This is a genomic window from Thiorhodococcus minor (assembly GCF_010820565.1).
GTDB classification, from domain to species: domain Bacteria; phylum Pseudomonadota; class Gammaproteobacteria; order Chromatiales; family Chromatiaceae; genus Thiorhodococcus; species Thiorhodococcus minor.
Map to the genome: position 1 here is coordinate 1 of NZ_JAAIJQ010000068.1, position 20,908 is coordinate 20,908.

Annotated in this window: 21 protein-coding genes; 8 read left to right on the forward strand and 13 right to left on the reverse strand. The window is 66.5% G+C overall.

What is annotated here, in order from left to right; all coding sequences use genetic code 11:
- Positions 1–116: 116 nt before the first annotated feature.
- From G3446_RS18940 to grxC, 4 genes are read right to left on the reverse strand one after another with little or no spacing between them, the layout of a single operon-like run.
- Positions 117–971: an SDR family NAD(P)-dependent oxidoreductase gene (locus tag G3446_RS18940; RefSeq protein ID WP_164454401.1), complete on the reverse strand. Its 855-nt coding sequence runs from the start codon at positions 969–971 to the stop codon at positions 117–119.
- A gap of 41 nt (positions 972–1,012) precedes the next feature.
- Positions 1,013–1,474 (reverse strand): hypothetical protein, encoded by a 462-nt coding sequence (locus tag G3446_RS18945; protein ID WP_164454402.1) that lies wholly within the window; start codon positions 1,472–1,474, stop codon positions 1,013–1,015.
- 7 nt (positions 1,475–1,481) lie between these two features.
- Entirely contained in the window at positions 1,482–1,886 is a 405-nt protein-coding gene (locus G3446_RS18950; protein ID WP_164454403.1) for an RNA-binding S4 domain-containing protein, read from the reverse strand.
- Positions 1,883–2,137, reverse strand: a complete 255-nt coding sequence (gene grxC, locus G3446_RS18955; protein WP_164454404.1) for a glutaredoxin 3 — start codon at positions 2,135–2,137, stop codon at positions 1,883–1,885. Before grxC ends, G3446_RS18950 begins: the two co-directional genes overlap by 4 nt.
- 173 nt (positions 2,138–2,310) lie before the next feature.
- Between grxC and pepN the strand changes: the two genes are divergently transcribed.
- Positions 2,311–4,950 (forward strand): aminopeptidase N, encoded by a 2,640-nt coding sequence (pepN, locus tag G3446_RS18960; protein ID WP_164454405.1) that lies wholly within the window; start codon positions 2,311–2,313, stop codon positions 4,948–4,950.
- Positions 4,951–5,090: 140 nt separating this feature from the next.
- Here pepN and G3446_RS18965 read toward each other — a convergent pair whose 3' ends face one another.
- Complete coding sequence (locus G3446_RS18965; RefSeq protein ID WP_164454406.1) at positions 5,091–5,330, reverse strand: TraR/DksA C4-type zinc finger protein; 240 nt, start codon at positions 5,328–5,330, stop codon at positions 5,091–5,093.
- Positions 5,331–5,496: 166 nt separating this feature from the next.
- Here G3446_RS18965 and lptF point away from each other — a divergent pair, with 166 nt between their 5' ends.
- Positions 5,497–6,618 carry an LPS export ABC transporter permease LptF gene (lptF, locus tag G3446_RS18970; RefSeq protein WP_164454407.1) on the forward strand — a complete coding sequence of 374 codons (1,122 nt, stop codon included), beginning with the start codon at positions 5,497–5,499 and terminating at the stop codon, positions 6,616–6,618.
- Between the two features lie 209 nt (positions 6,619–6,827).
- Here the strand turns inward: lptF and G3446_RS18975 are convergent, their stop codons facing one another.
- The 4 genes from G3446_RS18975 to G3446_RS18990 all read right to left on the reverse strand — a co-directional run bounded on the left by G3446_RS18975 (position 6,828) and on the right by G3446_RS18990 (position 8,921).
- Entirely contained in the window at positions 6,828–7,031 is a 204-nt protein-coding gene (locus G3446_RS18975; protein WP_164454408.1) for a hypothetical protein, read from the reverse strand.
- 90 nt (positions 7,032–7,121) lie between these two features.
- Positions 7,122–7,421, reverse strand: a complete 300-nt coding sequence (locus G3446_RS18980) for a DUF4342 domain-containing protein (RefSeq protein ID WP_164454409.1) — start codon at positions 7,419–7,421, stop codon at positions 7,122–7,124.
- A gap of 104 nt (positions 7,422–7,525) precedes the next feature.
- Positions 7,526–7,915, reverse strand: coding sequence for a YchJ family protein (locus G3446_RS18985; protein WP_164454410.1), 390 nt, complete (start codon positions 7,913–7,915; stop codon positions 7,526–7,528).
- Positions 7,916–7,931: 16 nt separating this feature from the next.
- Positions 7,932–8,921, reverse strand: coding sequence for a serine/threonine protein kinase (locus G3446_RS18990; RefSeq protein ID WP_164454411.1), 990 nt, complete (start codon positions 8,919–8,921; stop codon positions 7,932–7,934).
- A 110-nt stretch (positions 8,922–9,031) separates the two neighbouring features.
- On the opposite strand from G3446_RS18990, the gene G3446_RS18995 reads away from it, so the two are divergent.
- The 3 genes from G3446_RS18995 (at position 9,032) to G3446_RS19005 (ending at position 13,165) form a co-directional block, all read left to right on the forward strand.
- Positions 9,032–9,997: a hypothetical protein gene (locus G3446_RS18995; RefSeq protein ID WP_164454412.1), complete on the forward strand. Its 966-nt coding sequence runs from the start codon at positions 9,032–9,034 to the stop codon at positions 9,995–9,997.
- Positions 9,998–10,529: 532 nt separating this feature from the next.
- Positions 10,530–11,585: a PilZ domain-containing protein gene (locus tag G3446_RS19000; RefSeq protein ID WP_164454413.1), complete on the forward strand. Its 1,056-nt coding sequence runs from the start codon at positions 10,530–10,532 to the stop codon at positions 11,583–11,585.
- Between the two features lie 32 nt (positions 11,586–11,617).
- The gene (locus G3446_RS19005; protein ID WP_164454414.1) at positions 11,618–13,165 is read left to right on the forward strand and encodes a gamma-glutamyltransferase; all 1,548 of its coding nucleotides are present in this window, start codon (positions 11,618–11,620) and stop codon (positions 13,163–13,165) included.
- Between the two features lie 21 nt (positions 13,166–13,186).
- Here the strand turns inward: G3446_RS19005 and G3446_RS19010 are convergent, their stop codons facing one another.
- Together G3446_RS19010 and G3446_RS19015 are read right to left on the reverse strand one after the other, a co-directional pair.
- On the reverse strand, positions 13,187–13,663 hold the full coding sequence (locus G3446_RS19010) for a DUF427 domain-containing protein (RefSeq protein ID WP_164454415.1): 477 nt from the start codon (positions 13,661–13,663) through the stop codon (positions 13,187–13,189).
- Between the two features lie 129 nt (positions 13,664–13,792).
- Positions 13,793–14,137, reverse strand: a complete 345-nt coding sequence (locus tag G3446_RS19015; protein WP_164454416.1) for a TusE/DsrC/DsvC family sulfur relay protein — start codon at positions 14,135–14,137, stop codon at positions 13,793–13,795.
- Positions 14,138–14,469: 332 nt separating this feature from the next.
- Between G3446_RS19015 and G3446_RS19020 the strand changes: the two genes are divergently transcribed.
- From G3446_RS19020 to G3446_RS19030, 3 genes are all read left to right on the forward strand, one after another.
- Positions 14,470–16,023, forward strand: coding sequence for a CHAD domain-containing protein (locus G3446_RS19020; RefSeq protein ID WP_245232598.1), 1,554 nt, complete (start codon positions 14,470–14,472; stop codon positions 16,021–16,023).
- Positions 16,020–16,778 carry a ParA family protein gene (locus G3446_RS19025; protein WP_164454417.1) on the forward strand — a complete coding sequence of 253 codons (759 nt, stop codon included), beginning with the start codon at positions 16,020–16,022 and terminating at the stop codon, positions 16,776–16,778. The genes G3446_RS19020 and G3446_RS19025 overlap by 4 nt, the downstream gene beginning before the upstream one ends.
- A 122-nt stretch (positions 16,779–16,900) precedes the next feature.
- On the forward strand, positions 16,901–18,271 hold the full coding sequence (locus tag G3446_RS19030) for a (Fe-S)-binding protein (RefSeq protein ID WP_164454418.1): 1,371 nt from the start codon (positions 16,901–16,903) through the stop codon (positions 18,269–18,271).
- Positions 18,272–18,481: 210 nt separating this feature from the next.
- On the opposite strand, the gene G3446_RS19035 is transcribed toward G3446_RS19030, so the two are convergent.
- Both G3446_RS19035 and G3446_RS19040 read right to left on the reverse strand, forming a co-directional pair.
- Entirely contained in the window at positions 18,482–18,778 is a 297-nt protein-coding gene (locus G3446_RS19035) for a hypothetical protein (protein WP_164454419.1), read from the reverse strand.
- A 62-nt stretch (positions 18,779–18,840) separates the two neighbouring features.
- The gene (locus G3446_RS19040) at positions 18,841–20,571 is read right to left on the reverse strand and encodes an Hsp70 family protein (protein ID WP_164454420.1); all 1,731 of its coding nucleotides are present in this window, start codon (positions 20,569–20,571) and stop codon (positions 18,841–18,843) included.
- Between the last annotated feature and the right edge of the window lie 337 nt (positions 20,572–20,908).

The window sequence follows — 20,908 nt, forward strand, 5'->3', positions numbered from 1 at the left end:
ATCATATTTTCGCGGTTTTTGCGGGGCCCGCGGGGTGTCCCCCCTCCCGTCCCCCGCAGGCGGCGGTCACCGCCGGGGCCCCGGCGTTTTCTGCCGGTTGGGGCCCGATTCGGCCGTCAGCGCAGCTTCGTCAACCCCTCGCTGATCTCCCAGAGCTGCCGATTGGTCTCGGCGCTGCGCGCTTGGCGGGGTGCCTCAAGCGCCTTCGCCCCGGCCAGATACTTGCCGCTGACGCCCGCCATCTCTGGAGAGAGGGCCGCACGCAGGACGCCCCTGGCCGCCTTGGCGGGGGAGGGCAGCGCCCAGCCGAGGCCAAGCTTGAGCAGCTTCCAAAACGCCCCCTGGGCGCCGTCCGTGCCGCCGAGGTTGGAATTGAAGACGCCCGGGAAGACGCAATTGACGGTCACGCCCGTGCCTTCGAGACGGCGTGCCAGCTCGAAGGTGAAATGGAGCATGCCGAGCTTGGATTGGCCGTAGGCCTGCATCATGCGGTAGGGGCGACGCTCCCAATTGAGATCGGCGAAGTCCATCGCCGTGTCGATGCGGGTTCCGACGTTGACGATTCGCGCGGGCGCGCTTTCCTCGAGACGGTCGAGCAGCAGATGGGTGAGCAGAAAGGGCGCCAGATGATTGACGGCGAGCGCCGACTCGATGCCGTCCGGAGTGAGACGTCTTTCCTTGAAGGCCGTTCCCGCATTGTTGATCAGCAGGTGCAAGGCATCGAATCTGTCCTTAACCGCCTCAGCGAGCTGGCGAACCGCCGACTGATCGGCCAGGTCGGCGATGAAGAGGGCGAGGTCGCCGTTTCCGGTCTTCTCGCGAATCGCCTCCAGGGCCTGGCGTCCGCGGCTCTGATCGCGTGCGACCAGGCCGACTCGCAGCCCGGCTGCGGCCAGGGCCTCCGCAGCCGCGAGCCCGAGCCCGGAGCTCGCGCCTGTCACTAGCGCGGTCTTCGTAGCAGTCTTCTCCATCGCTTGCCCTCAGCAGTTGGTCGACAACATCCGGATCCGGCTCACTTCCCGCGGCGGCGGATCCGCTTACGCCCCTGGTAGGCGGCGATCTGCTGCATGACGAGCGGGAATGGGAGCTGCTCGAGCGATCCGAAGGTGCGAATGGCGTCCAGGACGGTTGCCCGAACGTCCTCGACGAAATTGGGTACGGGCTCCTCTGGCGCCAAGGCGGCGCGGATGCCGCGCAGTCCGCCGACTTGGATCCGCATGGCCTTGGCATGAGGCAGGGCGGCCTGGGTGTCCGTCGACTTGAGTGCGAATCTCGCCTGCTGGCGCAGCAGGTCCAAGAGGTGCAGACAGGTCGCCTGGGCCGCCTCGTCGCTGCACTGGACGCCCTCGCGCTCGGCGATGCAGAACTTTTGCGCCAGGGCGCAGCCGCAACCATTGGTCAGAATGCTCTTCTCGTAGGGGCAGAAGCGCTCGTTGACGGCGCGGTAGGTGGTGCGAAAGGCGTCGTTGTCCACGTTGGGCTCAGCTGGAGGGGTCGCTGCGGCTGGTGAAGCGTTGCAGCATGCGCCGATCGCGCTTGGTCGGGCGGCCTTCGTGCGGTCTGGCGCCCAGCTCGCGACGCTCGCGGACCAGCTCCTGACGCCGCAAGCGGCTCGCCTCGTCCTCGACATAGAGCTTGGCGGCCTCGGTCGCCGAGCGGCGCTGTTTGTCGACGGCGAGGACCTCGATCTCCCAGGACAGGCTGCCCTTGCGGATCTCCAGCCGGCTGCCCGGTCGCACCGCGCGGCTCGGCTTGGCGCGCTGGCCGTCGACCTGAACCTTGCCGCCATTGATGGCCTCGATGGCCAGCTGGCGGGTCTTGAAGAAGCGCGCCGCCCAGAGCCATTTGTCGAGGCGGATCTCGGCGGAAGAGGCTGTGTCCGTCATCTGTCCAGCAAGGGGTCGAGCTCGCCCCGGTCGTCCAAGAGCGCCATGTCGTCGAAGCCGCCGATGTGGCGATCGCCGATGAAGATCTGCGGCACCGTGTGCCGGCCGCTGCGCTCGACCATGACCGCCATCTGCCCGGGATCCTGATCGATCGGGATCTCTTCGAACACGACACCCTTGCGCTTCAGAAGCGTTCGCGCACGGGTGCAGTAGGGGCAGATTCGGGTCGAATACATCGTCACCTGAGGCATCTTGTCATTCTTTCCTGAGCCGTTACTCTGGCCTCTGAGCTTCGCCGGGTCGGCGAAGCGCGTCAAGCCGCCGCAGCTCAGACGTTGCCCTTGCAGCCGCCCGACCAGACATCTGGTCGATGAGCGATTTGCCAAGGCGCTCACCTCAGCTTCACTGCAACGACAGGGTTTCCATGTACCGCGATACGCCGCACGCCATTCACCTCAAAGACTATCGGCCACCCGAGTTCCTCATCGACGCCGTCGATCTGCGCTTCGACCTCGATCCCGAGCGGACGACGGTGGAGGCCAAGCTCGCCCTGAGGCGCAATCCGGCGGCGACGCGCGGCGACGGCGATCTGCGTCTCCACGGCGAGCAGCTGGACCTCGAGCGGATCGCCGTCAACGGCCATCCCCTGACGCCTTCGGAGTACGAGGTGCATCAGGAGGGCTTGACGCTCCATCGGGTGCCGGACCAGTTCGGCCTGGAGACGCGCGTCCGTATCCATCCGAGCCTGAATACCGCGCTCGAGGGTCTCTACCAGTCCGGCGAGATGCTCTGTACCCAGTGCGAGGCTGAGGGGTTCCGCCGCATCACCTACTTCCTCGACCGGCCCGACGTCATGGCGACCTACAGCACCACGCTGGTGGCCGACAAGCGGCGTTTTCCCGTGCTGCTGTCGAACGGCAATCCGGTCGAGTCGCGGGATCTGGATGGCGGCCGTCACCTGATGCGCTGGGAGGATCCCTTTCCCAAGCCGAGCTACCTCTTCGCCCTGATCGCGGGAGACCTCAAGGCCGTGGAGGACAGCTTCAGCACGGCCTCGGGCCGCGAGGTCGCGCTCAAGATCTATGTCGAGCCGCACAACCTCGACAAGTGCGACCATGCCATGCGCTCGCTGAAGAAGGCGATGCGCTGGGACGAGGAGCGCTTCGGGCGCGAGTACGACCTCGACATTTTCATGATCGTCGCCGTCAGTCACTTCAACATGGGCGCGATGGAGAACAAGGGGCTCAACGTTTTCAACGACAAGTTCGTGCTGGCGCGCCCCGACACCGCGACCGACGTGGACTTCGACGGCATCGAGAGCGTCATCGCCCACGAGTATTTCCACAACTGGACAGGTAACCGCATCACCTGCCGCGACTGGTTCCAGCTCAGCCTCAAGGAAGGCTTCACCGTCTATCGCGACCAGGAGTTCTCCGCCGACGTCGGCTCGCGCGGGGTCAAGCGCATCGGCGACGTGCGCCTGCTGCGCGCCCACCAGCTCCCCGAGGACGAAGGTCCTCTGGCGCATCCGGTGCGTCCGGATTCCTATATCGAGATCAATAACTTCTACACCGCGACCGTCTATCAGAAGGGGGCCGAGGTGGTGAGGATGCAGGCCAACCTGCTCGGCCCCGAGCTGTTCCGCAAGGCGACGGATCTCTACTTCGAGCGCCACGACGGGCAGGCCGTGACCACCGACGACTTCGTGCGCTGCATGGAGGACGCGAGCGGGCGCGACCTGGAGCAGTTCCGGCTCTGGTACCAGCAGGCCGGCACGCCCGAGCTGAGCGTGCAGGAGGCCTTTGACGCCGATTCCGGTCGCTACAGCCTCAGCGTCCGTCAGCATACGCCGCCAACCCCGGGTCAGCCGCTCAAGGAGCCTTTTCACATTCCGATCGCCGTCGGGCTGCTCGGTCAGGACGGCGAGGATCTGCCGCTGCAGCTCGAGGGCGACACCACGCCTTCGGCGCCTGGGACACGGGTGCTGGAGCTGACCAACAGCGAGCAGAGCTTCACCTTCGTCGGTCTCGAGGCCAAGCCGGTGCCTTCGCTGCTGCGGGGATTCCCGGCACCTGTCAAGTTGAAGACCGAAGCGAGCGACGATGACCTGCTCTTCCTCATGGCCCACGACAGCGACGGCTTCAATCGCTGGGACGCGGCACAGACGCTGATGCAGCGTCTGCTGCTGGCACTGGTCGACGACGCCGAGGCCGAGCTTCCGGAGCGCTTTTTCGCCGCCTTCGAGCAAGCCCTCATGGATGCGCAGAGCGACAAGGCCTTGCTCGCCGAGGTGCTGACGCCACCCTCCGAGGGCTATCTGGGCGATCAGATGGCGGTGGTGGACGTCGATGGCATCCATCGCGCCCATAGCGTCTTGGGACGACGCGTGGGCGAGCGCCTGCGTGATGCCCTCCTAGAGGTCTATCGCGCCAATGACGGCAGCGAGCCCTATGCCTTCATGCCCGATGACGTTGGGCGCCGCGCGCTCAAGAATCTCGCCCTCGGCTATCTGGCGAAGGCCGGCGATGCCGAGGCCCTGGCGGCGGCCCAAGCGCAGTTCGAGGCCGCGCGCAATATGACGGACGTCATGGCGGCATTGCGCCTCCTCGTCGACCACGGCGGCGAGGCGGGGACGCGCGCGCTCGACCATTTCTACGGGCGCTGGTCCGGAGAGCCGCTGGTCGTCGACAAGTGGCTCAGCGTCCAGGCCACCAGTCCGCGCGAGGACACCCTCGAGCGCGTGATCGCGCTCATGGGGCATGCCGACTTCTCGCTGCGCAACCCGAACCGGGTCCGCAGCCTGATCGGGGCCTTCTGCAATGCCAATCAGGTGCGCTTCCATGCGTCGGACGGACGCGGCTACCGCTTCCTCGCCGACCGGGTGCTGGAGCTGAATCCGCTGAACCCACAGATCGCGGCGCGCCTGCTCAAGGCCATGGTCCGCTGGCGGCGCTTCGACGCGGGACGCCAGGCTTTGATGCGCGCCGAGATCGCGCGGATCCTGGACGCCGAGGCGTTGTCCGCGGACGTCTACGAGGTCGCCTCGAAGGCCCTTGGCGACTAGCGCGGCACATCGCCTCGAGTCGCGGTCTCATGGTGATCGCGACGACGGGAGTGTCGACCTCCAGGCCGACAGCTGTCGACCCGGACGCCAATGCTTCCGGACCTGGCGCGGCCGCCGAGTCCCGGGTCGCGAGTCCCTGCCTAGGCGGCGCAGCGGCGTACCGGCGAGCCGTCACGCTCTTTGGCATCCTGGCACTCGGCGCAGCGCTTCGCATTGGGGACATGCCGACGCCGGCTCTCGGGGATTGCCTCCCCACAATCGATGCAGAAACGGCGGCCATGGCCGAGGTTGGCGTGGCTCTGGATCGCGTCGACGCGCATTTCGATCTCGCGCTCGATATGGGCTTGCGCCATGTCGAGCTCATCGGCGAATTTCTCCATCTGGGCTCCTGCCTCTGTCACAGGTCGAAGCTCAAGTATCGGTGAGCCAGATGATGCTGAGATGAGGGTTTGATTGCGGCAGCATGACGACGCTCGGCGCCGTCTCGGATAGCTGGGCATGCCGGGCTCGTGCGAGAATGCGCCGTGGCTCGGATTGGGGCGCCAAATGCTGGGAATCGTCGATCGTTACATCTTGCGCGAGGTCGCGAAGGTCTTCCTCGCGATGGTTGTCGTGCTGATGCTGATCGTCGTCAGCCTCATGTTCTTGCGCACGCTCGAGGAAGTGAACGTCGGCGGCCTGGGCGTCGACGTGGTCTTCCGCTACATGCGCTTGCAGCTGATGCGCGATACCTCCAGTCTGCTCCCGCCCGCCTTCTTCCTGGCCGTGCTGGTCGCGCTCAGTCGTCTCTCGCGCGACAGCGAGCTGATCGCCATGAACGCCTGTGGGATCGGTCCGCCACGCATCTATCGCAACCTCCTGTTGCTGGCGATCCCGGTTGCGCTGCTCACGGCCTGGCTCGCCCTCTTCCTGCAGCCCAAGGCGGCTGCCGGGATCCAGGAGATTCGCTTGCAGCAGAAGGAGCAGGCCACCCAGGTGGCCGGCCTCCAGGCAGGGCGGTTCTATGTGGAGGAGGGGGGGGACATCGTCGTCTACATCGGCGAGATCGATCGCCGCAAGTCGCTTGGGGACGTCTTCATCCTGGATCGGCGCGGCGGCAAGAGCCGCATGGTGGTCAGCGAGGGCGGTCGGCATCGTGTCGAGGAGGCGACGGGCGATCACCTGGTCACCTTGAGCAGAGGTCATCGCTTCGACGGCGTGCCGGGCTCGGGCGCCTACCTGATCGGGGATTTCAAGGAGTACGAGATCCGCATCACCGGCAGCGGGCCGCGACAGCGGTCATTCACCAAACGCTCCACCATCCCCACCGCCGAGCTGCTGCAGTCGTCTGAGCTTGCGGATCGAGTGGAGCTGGAGCATCGATTGGCCGCCCCCTTGGCGATCTTCACCCTCGCGGTCATGGCCATCCCGCTGGTCGACATCTCGCCGCGGCAGCGCACCTCGGGCCGCGTTATCCTCGCCCTCGTCGCCTATTTCAGCTTCTTCAACCTGCAGCGCCTCGCGGAGAGCTGGCTCGAGACCGGCGCCACGCCACCATGGCTCGGCAGTCTCTGGTATCAGCTGGCGATTCTGGCAGTCGTCTATGCGGTGATGCTGCCCGAGAGCTTCTGGGTCAAGCGACTCAGGTACAGATTGAGCGTGGGGCGCCCGGGGGTCGCTCGGCAATAGCCTCACCCCTTTATCAGGGGCGGCGGTCCTGAGGTGTCTTCGCACATGGCTGTGCCTGGTGCGGTGTGCGTCGCTCGCAAGCGGGCTCCCACGGCGAGGCTCACGCAGGAGCCCGCTTGTGGGCGACTGCGTCTGGCTGAGCGCGAGGCTGCTCTGTGTGGTTGGAGTGAGATGCCCTTGCGCTCGCGGCAAGGGCATTGGGCGGCAAGCTATTCGGCAGCCGCTTCTGCCTCTGGCTCGGCCTCGGCCGGCGCGGCCTTGGGATCGGGCAGGGTGATGAGCTGCTCGGCGACGAGGATGGCCTGCTTTTCCTCGCCATTGACCCACTGCTTGGCCTTCTTGGTCTTGACGGCGTAGCGGCCGGACTTCTTCTGGAAGATGATGTGCTCGTCGGTCTTCTTGATTTGCTGCATGGCGTTTCTCTAGTCGATGCTTGGGGCTGGATCTTAAAGACGCTGGGCGGGCTGCCGCAGTCGTCCTGGGGTTTCGGGCTTCTTAGAGTTTCAGTCTTCGTATGGGTCGTGCGGGTAGACCTTGGGCTCGCGCTCGATCTCGATCCGGAACTGCGCGACGAGCGCGGCCATGGCGCCGAGCGCCACGAGCATGGGCACCAGGAGCGTCATGACGCCGGCGATGCCCACGCCTGCCGTCAGCGGGATATCGACCAGCACCTTGCCGTTCGGGCGGCGCACGATGAGGCGGCGGACATTGCCTTGTTGGATCAGGTCCTTCACCTTGTCCAGCAAGGCCGATCCAGTGACGTTGATCTCGTCGCGCATGTCTTCTCCGCGATGGTGTTTCATGGGCAATCCCTCAGATGGCATCCAGGAGATTTGGCTCGAAGCCAATCCACTAGTTTAACCGGGTTCCGACCGCATGCGTGAGCCGGTCGAGACGGCCGGTCGCGTCAGTCCGCGCCGAAATCACCGCTCACGTAGAGCCAACGCCCCTGCTCGCGCAGGAAGTAGCTGCGCTCCTGGAGCCGGTGGGCGCGCCCCTGCACCTTGTAGCGGGCGACGAATTCCACCCAGCCTTGGCTGTCTGCCGGTCCTCCGGCCTCGCTGCTCAAGATCTTGAGTCCGATCCAGCGAATCGCGGGATCTGGGCTGAGGTCGGCGGGGCGGGTCGAGGGGTGCCAGGTCGCACTGAGGTAGCAGGTGCGCGCCTTGGCATAGGCGACGTACCGCGAGCGCATGAGGTCCTCGGCGGTCTCCGGGATCGCCTGGGCGTCGATGAAGCGGCCGCAGCAATCCGCGTAGGCGCTCCCGGAGCCGCAAGGGCAAGCCGCTGTCTTCATGTGTCGCGTGCTCCCATCAGGCGGACCAGAGCGGTCCCTCCTCCATGGCTGCGATCTGCTCGCGCAGCTGGAGGATGTGGTCTTGCCAGTAGTGGTGTGTCCCGAACCAGGTGAAGGCGGCAGGGAAGGCCGGATCCAGCCAACGCCGCGCCAGCCAGCCCGCGTGATGGATGAGGCGCAGCGTGCGCAGCGCCTCGACCAGGTGCAGCTCGCGGTGGTCGAGCTCGCGAAAATCCTCGTAGCCGGCGAGCACGTCTGCGAGCTGGCGACTCATGCTGTGGCGGTCGCCGGAGAGGAGCATCCAGAGGTCTTGGATCGCCGGTCCCATGCGCGCGTCGTCGAAGTCGACGAAATGCGGTCCGGCATCCGTCCACAGCAGATTGCCGAGATGGCAGTCGCCGTGCAGCCGAATGGCGCACAGGTGGCCGGCGCGCTCGAAGCAGGCGCGAGCGCAGTCTAAGGCTTGATCGACCACGCTGGTGTAGGCCGGCAGCAGCTCGGCGGGGATCCAGTCGTTGGCGAGCAGGAAGTCGCGCGGTCGGGTGCCGAAGCTCGCGATGTCCAGCCTTGGTCGATGCAGGAAGGGCTCCACCGCGCCGAGGGCGTGAATGCGTCCGATGAAACGGCCGATCCATTCCAGCACGCTTGCGTCCTCGAGCTCGGGTGTGCGCCCGCCGCGACGGGGCGTGACGGAGAAGCGATAGCCGCCGTGCTCATGGAGGGTGCGGCCTTGGACGATTGTCGGCGGGACGGCCGGGATCTCACGCTCGGCGAGCTCGCGCGTGAAGCTGTGCTCCTCCAGGATCGCCGCGTCGCTCCAGCGGCCGGGTCGGTAGAATTTGACGATGACCGGGGTCGCGTCTTCGATGCCGACCTGATAGACACGATTCTCGTAGCTGTTCAGCGCGAGCAAGCGTCCGTCGGTCAGCAGGCCGATGCTCTCCACGGCGTCGAGAATGCGATCCGGGCCGAGATCGGCGTATGGGGTTGGGCTGGGTGGCGTCATGGGCGGATTCTATCGGTCTTCGGCCGGGTTTGTGCAGATCGCGGGTGGCGGTCCGAGCTTGCGTCCTGGATGATGCCGTTTCCAAGGCGCGCTTCTTCTCGAGGTTTCCAATGCGGTTTCGGGCGTCGATCTGGGGCTATCTTCTGTGCACGCTCCTCTGTTGTCCGTCGGCCACGGCCGAGGCGGAAGGGCTGCGCTTCTTCGCGGTCGGCGATCTGCCCTACCGGGACAGCGAATTCAGTCAGCTCGGCCTGCTATTCGACGAGGCTTCCGTGGGCGGCGCGCCCTTTCTCGTCCACCTCGGCGATATCAAGAGCGGCAGCGCGCCCTGCACGGACGCGCAGCTGGGGCGCATCGCCGGGCTTTTTCGGGCGCAGCCCCTTCCAGTCCTCTATACGCCCGGAGACAACGAATGGACGGACTGCCACCGAAGGCGAGCGGGCGGGCTCGACCCCTTGGAGCGTCTCGCCCGGGTGCGCCAGGTCTTCTTCCAAGACCCGAGCGTGCTGCGCCTCGACAGGCTTGGGGCGGTTCTCGAGCAGGACGTTGGCTCAGCGCGGACCTATCCCGAGATCTTCAGCTTTTCCCGCGATGGCGTCATGATCGTCGCGCTCCACGTCGTGGGCAGCGACAACAACTACCGCGCCAGAGATCGGCGCGCCCTTGCGGAGATGCGCGCCCGGGATCGGGCCAATGCCAGGCTGCTCGCGCGTGCCGGTGCGGATGCCGAGGCGCGAGGCCTGGGCGCCATGGTGATCCTGATGCACGCGGACCCCTTGTTCGAGCGTTCCCGGACCACCCGAGGCTTCGCCGCTATCCTGGATGCGCTCGTCGATCTGATGTCTGCCTATTCCGGGCGCGTCCTGCTCATTCACGGCGATACCCACAGGCTCAGGCATGATCGGCCGCTGCGGGATCGAGACACAGGGGCAAGGATCGACCGCTTCGAGCGCGCAGAGGTGCCGGGCTCGCCCAGGGTCGGGGGACTGTGGGTGAGCGTCGACCCTGGGGCGGTCGAGCCATTCGAGGTCGCCGTCCTCTATCCGTCCTCGCGCGAGGTGCTGCTGGACCAGTGACCGCAAGGTCGGCGGCTCGAACGGCAAAAGGCGCCGCAGGACCCTGCCTGGCGATGCGCTCATCGGTCGCGGCGGTCATCAGCTGCCGCCCCGATAGAGCTGTGGCGGCTGGCTGGCGATATAGTCGTCGATGCGCGCTGCGATGCTCTCGGCTTGGATCCGAGCCTTCGAGGGGCGTTGCGCGCCAGCCGCCGCTGCGCTCTTGCGGCGATGAGGCCGTGTCCGGACGGTCGACATCTGGCGTCGGACGGAAACTGCGGGGGCTGCGAATCGACCTTGCTTCGATGCGATGGTGATCGGCATTCTCATGATTTTCGCTCCTTTGTGGCTCTGCTGGTCAAGCCGCGCTGGGTCGCGACTTGCGGACAGCATAGGGAGCGGCCGCTGACCGACATCTGAAGGGGGATGTCAGGGAATCATCAGCCATGGAAGCGGACCGCCCTGCTAACATTCAGGGAGACCGATCGACCATTGGCAGCGCGGGCTGATCTCGAGGAGCGGGTCCGCAGGACGGCTGAAGGATGGACAACTCATGATACAGGCACGAGCACCCTCGATCGTGGAGGAGGAGCGGCGGACGCAGGTACGGATTCGCGTCCATATTCCGGCCAGGATCTCCTTGCCAGGAGAGGACGAGGCGATCGGCGTCGATTGCGAGGAGCTGTCTTGGGGAGGGCTGCTGCTCAATGTCGCGCGCTGTCTTCCCGATGAGGTCGAAACCCTGCGCATCGAGCTGGCTTGGGCCGAAGACGCGCAGGTCCGCGCCGAGGCGCGCGTGCTGCGGGCGCGTCCCCTGCTCGATGGCCATTATCAGCTCGCGACCCGATTCGTCAGTCTGACGCCGACCAGCCAATCGCGGCTAGAGCAGCTGCTCTCGGCGCTCAATGCGACGGTGCCCGCATTCGACAAGTCAGGTCCGCGCGCATTGGTGCGCGAGCTGGAGGTGATGGCCAACGAGCGCGATGAGCTGCAGGGGATGCTGGAGCAAGTGGCACGCGGCCGTCTGACCCTGACGCTCTTCGACGCCTACGCGGTCGGGCAGAGCATCAGCTTGTCCATCGCCGGCACCGAGCACGGCATTGGCGTGCGTCTGCGCGCCCTGGTGCGGAAGGTGAAAGCGGTCTCGATGTCAGGATGCGACTGGGCGAGCCTCTACGAGGTGACACTGGGCTTCGAGCACCCACGGGAGTCCATGAAGGGACTGGCTCAGCGCCTCTTGGCTCAGGGTGAAGAGACATCCTCTGATCCTGTCGTCCCGGTGCCTGACCCTAGCGAGACCTGGCGGGATGCGAGGATCTGGCCGGCGCTCGGACGCTCGGCCCCGACCGAGGAGTGCGCAGATGGCGACCTCAGCTCCGCCCTCGAGAGACGCTTCCCGGAAGTGCTCAATTTCATCATCCCTGGCTGGGGTGATGCGCAAGCCTTCGAGGCGCGCTTCCGCGACCTGGCCCTGGGTGACAGGTTTCAGCTCGGCGGCTGGCCCGTCGAGGTCTGGGAAGAGCTCACGCTGCTGCAGCACGTGCATGATTTCGCCTACGGCATCTCACCCATACGGACGCACCTGCTGCAGGGTGGGTCCGTCGAGTGAGCCCAGTTGCACGCCGGGCGGCCTGATCGTCCATGACCCTTGGGAGTGTCGCTGCGGGCCACCCCCTGACCGCCGATGCCGCGGCGGAGGCGCTTCGCGCCGGCGGCAATGCCTTCGATGCGGCCGTTGCCGCGCTCTGCGCAGCCTGCGTGGCAGAGCCGGTGCTAGCCTCCTTGGGTGGCGGCGGCTTCCTCTTGGCGCGCCCGGCAGGGGGTGCTCCAGAGGTCTTCGATTTCTTCGCGCAGACGCCGAGGCAGCGTCGTCCCGCGGCTGAAACGGATTTTCGCCCCATCGTGGCGGACTTCGGCGATGCCGCGCAGGAATTTCACATCGGCCTGGGCGCAACGGCCACGCCGGGCGCGGTCGCGGGTGTCTTCGCGATCCATGCGGCGCTGTGCCGTCTGCCGATTGCAGATCTCTTCGCCCCCGCCCGCGACATGGCGCGACAGGGCCTCGCCATGACCGCCTTCCAGCATGGGATCAATCGCATCGTCGAGCCGATCCTTCGTGCCAGTACGCAAGCCCTGGCACTCTTCGCGGACCCCGACCATCCGGATCGACTCGCGCCGGTCGGCACGCGGATGCGCATGCCGGATTTGGACTATGCCTTGGGTGTCTTGGCCAGCGATGGCCCGGACGTCTTCTATCGTGGCGATTGGGCGCATCGTCTCACGCGGGATTGTGCCGAGCGCGGAGGGCAGCTGAGGCTGGAGGATCTCGCGAGCTATGCTGTCGTGCGCCGACCGGCGCTGTCACGCCGCTACCGCGGGGCTGTGGTTCACACCAATCCGCCTCCTTCGCAGGGCGGCAGTCTCATCGCCTTCACGCTCGCGCTCCTCCAGCAGGTCGATCCGAGTGCTTGGGGGCAGGGCAGCGCGGAGCACCTCGATGCCCTCGCCAGCGCCCAGGAGCTGACCCAGCGGCTGCGTCGCGACGGCGCTTTCGAGCATGCGGATTGGGCCGCCGCGCTGGAGCCGGAGACGCTCGACCGTTTCACAGCGCTGATGCGAGAGGCCGCCGTCTTCACGCGGGGCACCACTCAGATCAGCGTCGCGGACGCGGAGGGTAACCTGGCGAGTCTCACCCTTTCCAACGGAGAGGGCTGCGGCTATGTGCTTCCCGGCACCGGCATCATGCTCAACAACATGCTCGGCGAGGAAGACGTCAATCCGCAGGGTTTCCATCGCTGGCCGCGCGATCGGCGCATCAGCTCCATGATGGCGCCGACGCTCGTCGCCCTGCCGGAGGGGTGCTGGGTCGTGACGGGATCGTCGGGGTCGAACCGTATCCGTAGCGCCATCCTTCAGGTCATCACTAACCTGGTCGATTTCGGATTGGATGTGGAGCGGGCGGTCGCCGCGCCACGGCTCCACTTCGAGGGCGACCTGCTGAACCTGGAGCCCCCGTTGGCGGCGGAGACACTGGCTCAGCTCGCCGGGCGCTGGCCCAGCATCAAGACCTGGAGCCAGAAGAGCGTCTTCTTCGGCGGCGCGCACACGGTTCTGATGGACGCTCGAGGCTGCGCTTCTGGAGCTGGCGATCCGCGGCGCGGTGGCGTTGCGATCGAAGTCTCGGCTTGACGGGCTGGCCGCGATCACGCCCTACCAGTGCCCGGTTCCCGGCTCGCCCTTGAAGGGGCCGAGGATCTCGCTGGTGATCCAGCCGCCGTAATAGCCGCCGGCCTGGGCACAGACGCGCTCGCCGTCGAGGAAGCAGGCCACTCGGCCCGGATAGAAGCAGATCCAGCCTGCGATGGCCGCGAATTCCGGGAAGGGATCGGGGTAACGCCAGGCGACATCCTGATCGGTGGCCCCGGGGCCTTTGGCCGCCAGATAGGCCGCCTCTCCCTTCCACTCGCAGAAGGTGCGTCGCGACGTCTCCTGAAGGCCCCGCAGGTGGACGTCGGCCGGCGGGACGTAGACCGTCGGCGGACTGCCGGTCTCGCAGACCCGCATGGCGCCTGCCGACTCGGCGAGCAGGCGCGATCCCCATCTCACCTCGACCCGCCGGGCCTCGGGCTCCATGGCGGGCGGGCGCGGATAGTCCCACACGGATTCCTGGCCCGGACCTGGATCCATCGCGAAGTCGGGGCGCCGCTGGCCACGAAAGCGCCAGGCGGCGCGCGCACGATCGAGGTCTCGCCGACGATCGCTCACTGGGAAGAGGGTGACCGCCGTCTCGCGGCTGGCGTCGGCGCCCGGTCCAGGCTAGACCATATAGGCCAGGGCCTCTTCGCCTGGGTGCGGCAGGCCGGCGATGCGCCAGGCCTCCCGGCAGGAGCCGAAGAGACGTTGGACGGCGTGGCGGTCGAGGCCGTGTGTTCGGCAGATCTGCGACATCGGCGGCAGGGACCCATAGGTGAGACGGTGCTCCCGGAGGTAGTAGATGATCGACCAATGATCCGGGGTCAGCGGCCAAACGCCGTCGAGCTTGGCGATGAAGCGCGCCATGCCACGGTTCCAGAGCTCGGGCGAGATCAGAAATCCTTCTGCATCCAAGGGGAGATCGCGCCGTGCCGCGGCCGCCTGCTGCTGTGTTGCTGGGGATGTCATGCCATCGTGCTCCTCTGTTCATCGCGTCATCGAGCCTGTTGATGGTGACGAGCAGAGAACTGCAAGCAGCTCGCCTAGTACCTGACAATGCTAGTCTGGATTGGGCGGCCGTCAACCCGACGCGGAGCGGCTTCCCGGAGCACGGGGGCGCCTCGGCCTGGTGGGGCATCGCCAAGCGATGCCTGGCGCGCGCCGTCCGTCTGGGATGCCTTGGCGGTGCGCTGAAGCGCGCTCGGGCCTGTCATCAAAGGTTCACAATGGATCCTGGCGCCCTGGTGTTAGGATCCAAAGGCTAAGCTGCAAAGAGCCAAGCTGCGAGAAGAGTATCCGCGATGGAGTATCTCATTCCGGACGGGCTGTCCGCGGAGGCGCTGGAGGGCGAGCTCCGAGCGCATCTATCCTGTCGCGCCGAGTCCGCCGGCGACTCGGAAATCGGCTACTACGACACCTTCGATTGGGCCCTTTACGCCGCCGGGGGCTTCCTCTCCCAGAGCAGCGAGACGCTGCGCTGGACGTCGCGGAAGGACGCAAGCGCCTATGCGCAGCCACTCGAGGCCCAGCCGGGGCTTGCGCGCGACCTGCCATCCGGGCCGGTGCGGGACCAGCTCCCCCCCGAGGCGGCGATTCGGCGCCTCCTCCCGATGATGCGCATCCAGACCACGGCTCGGCTGCTGCGCGTGCTCGACGAGAATGAGAAGACCGTCGTCCGTGTGCTCGTGAGCAGCCACTCCTTCGAGGACCCCACGAGCGGCCGATCCGGCGACCTCGCTGCGCGTCTGCGGGTCCAGGGCGTGCGTGGCTATGACGACGATCGCGAGCTGCTGGTCGCGCTCGTCGAGAGCAAGCTGGGGCTCGTCAAGGCCGAAACGCCGCTCCTCTGTGAGGCCCTAAGGAGGGTGGGGCGCGTGCCGGGCGACTACTCGTCCAAGCTCGACCTGAAGCTCGAGGGCGCGCAGCGAGCGGATGCCGTCACCAAGCAGATCCTCGCGACGCTGCTCGAGACCCTGGAGGCCAACATCCAGGGCACCATCGCGGGATGGGACACCGAGTTTCTCCATGACCTGCGGGTTGCGACCCGGCGTACGCGCTCGGCGCTGAGTCAGATCAAGCCGGTCTTCCCGGAGGAGATCCTGGCGCGCTTCAAGGAGGAATTCGCCTGGGTCCAGCAAGCGACAGGCCAAGTGCGGGATCTCGACGTCTATCTGCTCGCGTTCGACGACTATCAAGCGAGTCTCCCGGCCGAGCTGCGGCCCAAGCTCGAGCCGCTGCGCGAATTTTTGCTCGCCCACTATGATCAAGAGCAGGCGCGTCTGGCTCAGGCGCTCCAATCGGAGCGTTTCAGGGTGCTGCTCGGCGCGTGGCGAGACTTCCTGCAAACCCCTGTTCCCAGCACCTCGATCGTCCCGGGCGCGATGCAGCCCATCAAGGCGGTCGCCGACGTGCGCATTCGGCGTATGGCCAAGCGGGTGCGGCGCGAGGGCCGGGCGATCCGCGACGACTCGCATCCCGAGGAGCTGCACGAGCTGCGCAAGAGCTGCAAGAAGCTACGCTACCTCATGGAGTTCTTCCGCAGCCTCTACCCTGGCGGCGCGATCAAGCCGCTGATCAAGCAGCTCAAGGTACTGCTCGATCAGCTCGGTGACTATCAGGATCTCGCCGTGCAGGCCCATCACCTGGAGGACGTCGCAGAGCGGATGCATGCGGAGGGTAGGGCGGCTCCGGCGACCCTGCTCGCCATGGGCGCCTTGGTCGGGGGGCTGCTCCAACGCCAGCAAGCCGCCCGGGATGGCTTCTCAGAGGTCTTCGCGGCCTTTGATGATCCGCAGCAATGGGCGCAGTATAAGGCCCTGTTTTGGACGTCAGAGGTGCATCAGACCGGCACATGAGGATCCTCGCGACCTACAACATCAAGGGCGGAGTGGGGAAGACGGCGGCCGCGGTGAATCTGGCCTATCTGGCCGCGCGGCGTGGCGAGCGCACGCTGCTGTGGGATTTGGATCCGCAAGCGGCCGCGACCTACTACTTTCGCGTCGAGCCCAAAGTTGTCGGCGGTGGCCAGCGGCTTCTGAAGGGAGGCAAGAAAGGGAGCGCGCTGGATGACGTCATCAAGGGGACGGATTTCCCCGGCCTCGACCTGGTTCCGGCCGATTTCTCGTTCCGCAATCTGGACCTCATGCTCGAGGAGGCCAAGGGCTCCACCAAGCAGCTGCGTAAGCTCTTGCGACCGCTCGAAGACGATTACGACGTCGTCTTCCTGGACTGCCCGCCAAGCATCTCGCTAGTCTCCGAAAGTGCCTTCCGTGCATCCGACGCGCTTCTGGTGCCCGTCATTCCAACGACCCTGTCGGCCCGCACCCTGGAGCAGCTGCTCGATTTCTTGGCAAGTCAGGAGCGGCTGGCCACACTGAAGGTGCTTCCCTTCTTCTCCATGGTCGATCGGCGCAAACGGCTTCACCTTGAATCCATGGCCGAGCTGCCGATACGCTGGCCTCAGTTCCTCAGGACCAGCATCCCCTATGCCTCGGACGTCGAGCGCATGGGCGTGCACCGCATGCCGCTCCCGGCCTATGCGCCCCTGAGCCCCGCCGCTGTCGCCTACCAAAGCCTCTGGGGTGAAGTCCGCGCGAGTCTGCCCAAGTGACCCCCGGGAGCGTCGCCCTCCAAGGCGACAGTAGCCGCCATGGCGTCGGACACCGACTAGCGTTTCGAGCGATTGGCGGCTCAACCCTTCTTTCCAAGTCCATTCGACGGAAGCAGTAGTCAATGAAGACCCACCTCGACTGGTCGGCCTATAGAGACGCCGGCATGGGCGACGCCTATGCCGACATCCCCAAGCACGGGGGCGATTTCGCCAAGGCCGTTGCGGTCTGTATCAACAGCCGCCAGTGCGAAACTCAGGGCAAGCAGGTGATGTGCCCGAGCTTCAAGGTGAGCGGCAATCCCAATCTCTCCACGAGCGGTCGCGTGCGCCTGCTCAAGACGGCGCTCTCCAGCGACATGACCGAAGCCGCCTTGGCCGACCCGACGCTCGCCGAGGCCATGGACCTCTGTGTCGCCTGCAAGGGCTGCAAGCGCGAGTGCGAGGCCAACCTGGACATGGCCCTCATCAAGGCCGAGTACCTGGCCCAGCGCAGGGCCTGCACCAGGCCGAGCCTGCGCAGCCGGCTCTTCGCCCAGGCGCCGCTCTGGCTCCACCGCGCGCCTTGGCTGCGCGGCCTCATCCGCTGGCGCAATCGGAGCGCGTGGCCGGCTCGACTGAGCGAGCGGGTCCTTGGGCTGAGCGCGCAGCGGCCGCTGCCGGAGCCTGTCGACGCGCCTTTTCGCGCTCCGAAGTCAGACATGCCGACGCCGCAGAAGGAGCCTGCGGATCTCCCGGAAGTCGTCCTCCTCGTCGATACCTTCACCCGCTATTTCGAGCCGGAGATCGCCGACGCGGCGATGCGCGTGCTCCGTGCGGGCGGCTATCAGGTGCGGATTGCGGAGCCCGATGCCCATACTCCGGACTCCGATCGGCCGCTGTGCTGTGGCCGGACCTATCTCGCCCAGGGCATGGTCGAGGCGTCGCGCGCCGAGGCCAAACGGCTGGTCGACGCCATGCTCCCGGACGTCGAGGCCGGCCGGATGCTGGTCGGACTCGAGGCCTCCTGCGTACTGGGTCTGCGGGAGGACGCCCAAGCGCTGGGACTTGGCGAGCCGATGGAGCGGGTCGGTAAACAACTGCTGCTCTTCGAGGAGTTTCTCGCCCGCGAGGCCATGGCCGGTCGGCTTGACCTGTCGCTCGAGGCGCTCGCGGAGGGCGAGACCCTGGTCCACGGCCACTGCCACCAGAAGGCCGTGGGTGCCATGAAGTCCATGCGTCGCGTGCTCAAGCTGATCCCCAAGCACGACTTCGCCATGATCGATGCCGGCTGCTGCGGCATGGCGGGCACCTTCGGCATCGAGGCCGAGCACGCGGAGATGGCCGGCAACATGGCCGAGCTCGGCCTCATGCCCGCGTTGCGCGAGAAGCCAGGCGCGCGCGTCGTCGCCAATGGGTTTTCATGTCGCCAGCAGATGCAGGCGCTCGGGGATGACCGCCCGCGGCACCTGGCAGTGCTGCTGGCCGAGGCGCTTGAGTCCGAGGCAGGCGATTAGACCCGCAATGGCGGGAGAAAAAGGTCAGCCCTTGTCCGAGTGCCGCCACCGTAGGAGCCCGCTCGCGGGCGACGCGCTCGGCGCCTGACGACCCACCTGCGAAGACAAGTCAGTCATCGCCCGTAGGGCGGACAAGCCCAGCGCAGTCCGCCAGCGCCGGGGCACGATTCGGTGGCCTTCGCTCGCGCTCGTCCAGCCTACCGATTCCTCTCAGAGCGCCGCCGTTGGGCCGTGCTCGCCCAATGCGTCGTCCCGGTCTTGCAGGTCGTCGAGCGCGTCGAAGGTTGGCTCGTTCGGCGCGGTCTTCACCGGCACCTCGGAGAGGTCGCGCGGCGGCAGGCTGGCGAAGGCGAGCAGGTGCTGGGCAAGCGGGGTCCTGCGCAGCGCAAGCGATCGCTGCAACGCCTGAATCGCCGCCTCCTGATCATCGCGGGCCAGGTCGGCGATGGCCTGCCGGACGAGCCGCTCGGCGCCCTGCTCGGCCGCGAGCAGGAGCCCGTGGTCCATGCCGCAGCGTCGGCAGCTGGGGGCGCCGCTGCTGCGAGCGGAGCAGTTGGGGCAGCGCTCCATCAGGTCTCCAAGTAGTAGATGAGGTCGGTGAGGGCGCTCGTGGCCTCGTCGATGGCACCCGTGTCGCCGCTGTCGAGCGCGTCGCGCAGCGTTTCGGTCATGTCCACCAAGTCTTCCTTGTCCTCCGCGCTGGCGGTGTCCATCAGCCGCTCGGCCTTCTCGATCAGGGCCTTGGCCTGGACGGATCCACGGTGCTCTGCGGTCACGTCGCGGGCCTCGCCCTCGATCAAGGTGGACAGACGCTCGCGGGCGGCGTCGAGCTCCTGGGTCTCGAAGCGCGAGGTGGCGTTGTCGATGGTGATGCGCTGCTCGAGCCCGGTGCTCTTCTCGCGCGCCGTGACCTGGAGGATGCCGTTCAGGTCGAGCGAGAAGGTCGTGAGGATGATGTTGCCGGCTGCGACGTCGCGCAGGCCCTCGATCCGGAAGGAGCCGATCTCGGTGTTGTTGAGCGCGTCCGCGTCCTCGCCCTGATAGACCTTGACGTCGATCGCCTCCTGGCTGTCGTAGAGCGTCTCGAAGGCCTCGGTCTTGGTGACCGGGATGGGCGTGTTCTTGCGGATCAGCGGGACATAGGTGTAGGGGTAGGGCTCGCCGTTGAGGATGCTCATGGCGCTGGTGCCGAAGGTGTAGGGCGTGATGTCGACCAGCACGCCGGAGACCTGATCCCCGGCGATCACCGCGGCCTGAATGGCGGCGCCGGCGGCGACGCAGAGATCCGGGTCCACCTCGGATCTCGGCTGCATGCCCAGCGTCTCCTCCAAGCGCTGTTGGATCAATGGAGTCCGTGTCGCGCCGCCGACCAGCAGCACCTCGTCGATGTCCGATACCGCGAGCGACGCACCCTTGAGGGCGATGTGGACGGCCTCCAGCGTCTCGTCGATGTAGCCGGCAATCATGTCCTCGTAGGTCTCGCGGTCGATCTCGAGCGAGAGGTTGACCGGGCCGCCGTCCTTCTCGAGCAGGTATTCCTCCTCGATGTGCGCATAGGGGGCGTCGCTCAGCGCGATCTTGGCGTCCTCGCAGGCGCGCACGATGCGGGCCATGGCGGCGCGCGCGTCGCTGGGATCTACCCCCTTGCTCTGCTTCAGGTGCTCGACCACGTGCGCGACCAGCTTGGCGTCGAAGTCGTCACCGCCGAGGTGGTTGTTGCCATGGCTGGCCAGCACCTCGGTGACGTCCTGGCTGAGGCGCACCACGGAGACGTCGAAGGTGCCGCCGCCGAGGTCGTAGACCAGGATGGTCTTGGCCGTGGTGTGATCGGCCTCGTAGGCGAGGGCGGCCGCGGTCGGCTCGTTGATGATGCGCACCACCTCTAGGCCGGCGAGCTGTCCGGCGTCCCGGGTGGCCTGGCGCTGGGCGTCGGAGAAGTAGGCCGGGACCGTAATGACCGCCTTGGCGACGCTTTCGCCAAGGTGCTCCTCGGCGGCGCGCTTCAGCCGCTCCAGGATGAGTGCCGAGATCTCCTGGGGCCGGTAGCTCTGCTCGCCCATGTCGAGGCTCACGTCCTCGCCCATCTTGCGCTTGACGGAGCGGACGGTCCGCTCCGGGTAGAGGACGTATTGATTGCGCGCGGCGCGGCCCACCAAGAGGCTGCCGTCATCCGCGAGCCCGACCATCGAGGGCAGAATCTTGGCGTCGTCCACCTCAATGATCTGCGGCCGGCCGTCTTTCACGACGGCGACCTCGGAGTTGGTGGTGCCTAGGTCGATGCCGATGATGATATCGCTCAATGTCTTGACTTCCGGGGTAGTGGGTTCGTAAAGGCGCGCTGGTGAAGCGCTGATCCTAGAATCTGCGAATCGAGCCGCAAAGGCGCAAAGGACGCGAAGAAGAACAACACTTTGGCCGATTCACAGCCTTTGCCAACTGTGTGCGGAACATCGGCTTCGCAGCGCATGGCAATCCTTCCCACTCCTCGTGCTACTTCGGGCTCGAGACTTCTTGCGGCTCGACAGCCCTATTCCGGCTGATTCATTGCGTTCTCAGTGCTGGTGTGCTGGGAGTGTCGGCCTCCGGGCCGACAGCTGTAGACCTAGAGGTCAACACTCCCAGAGTCACCGGCTCCTG

What these genes read in the sequence shown, in the direction of transcription:
- G3446_RS18940 (WP_164454401.1), bottom strand. Translation starts at nt 971, where the DNA reads ATGGAGAAGACTGCTACGAAGACCGCGCTAGTGACAGGCGCGAGCTCC.
- G3446_RS18950 (WP_164454403.1), bottom strand. Translation starts at nt 1,886, where the DNA reads ATGACGGACACAGCCTCTTCCGCCGAGATCCGCCTCGACAAATGGCTC.
- grxC (WP_164454404.1), bottom strand. Translation starts at nt 2,137, where the DNA reads ATGCCTCAGGTGACGATGTATTCGACCCGAATCTGCCCCTACTGCACC.
- pepN (WP_164454405.1), top strand. Translation starts at nt 2,311, where the DNA reads ATGTACCGCGATACGCCGCACGCCATTCACCTCAAAGACTATCGGCCA.
- G3446_RS18965 (WP_164454406.1), bottom strand. Translation starts at nt 5,330, where the DNA reads ATGGAGAAATTCGCCGATGAGCTCGACATGGCGCAAGCCCATATCGAG.
- lptF (WP_164454407.1), top strand. Translation starts at nt 5,497, where the DNA reads ATGCTGGGAATCGTCGATCGTTACATCTTGCGCGAGGTCGCGAAGGTC.
- G3446_RS18975 (WP_164454408.1), bottom strand. Translation starts at nt 7,031, where the DNA reads ATGCAGCAAATCAAGAAGACCGACGAGCACATCATCTTCCAGAAGAAG.
- G3446_RS18980 (WP_164454409.1), bottom strand. Translation starts at nt 7,421, where the DNA reads ATGAAACACCATCGCGGAGAAGACATGCGCGACGAGATCAACGTCACT.
- G3446_RS18985 (WP_164454410.1), bottom strand. Translation starts at nt 7,915, where the DNA reads ATGAAGACAGCGGCTTGCCCTTGCGGCTCCGGGAGCGCCTACGCGGAT.
- G3446_RS18990 (WP_164454411.1), bottom strand. Translation starts at nt 8,921, where the DNA reads ATGACGCCACCCAGCCCAACCCCATACGCCGATCTCGGCCCGGATCGC.
- G3446_RS18995 (WP_164454412.1), top strand. Translation starts at nt 9,032, where the DNA reads ATGCGGTTTCGGGCGTCGATCTGGGGCTATCTTCTGTGCACGCTCCTC.
- G3446_RS19000 (WP_164454413.1), top strand. Translation starts at nt 10,530, where the DNA reads ATGATACAGGCACGAGCACCCTCGATCGTGGAGGAGGAGCGGCGGACG.
- G3446_RS19005 (WP_164454414.1), top strand. Translation starts at nt 11,618, where the DNA reads ATGACCCTTGGGAGTGTCGCTGCGGGCCACCCCCTGACCGCCGATGCC.
- G3446_RS19010 (WP_164454415.1), bottom strand. Translation starts at nt 13,663, where the DNA reads ATGGATCCAGGTCCGGGCCAGGAATCCGTGTGGGACTATCCGCGCCCG.
- G3446_RS19015 (WP_164454416.1), bottom strand. Translation starts at nt 14,137, where the DNA reads ATGACATCCCCAGCAACACAGCAGCAGGCGGCCGCGGCACGGCGCGAT.
- G3446_RS19020 (WP_245232598.1), top strand. Translation starts at nt 14,470, where the DNA reads ATGGAGTATCTCATTCCGGACGGGCTGTCCGCGGAGGCGCTGGAGGGC.
- G3446_RS19025 (WP_164454417.1), top strand. Translation starts at nt 16,020, where the DNA reads ATGAGGATCCTCGCGACCTACAACATCAAGGGCGGAGTGGGGAAGACG.
- G3446_RS19030 (WP_164454418.1), top strand. Translation starts at nt 16,901, where the DNA reads ATGAAGACCCACCTCGACTGGTCGGCCTATAGAGACGCCGGCATGGGC.
- G3446_RS19035 (WP_164454419.1), bottom strand. Translation starts at nt 18,778, where the DNA reads ATGGACCACGGGCTCCTGCTCGCGGCCGAGCAGGGCGCCGAGCGGCTC.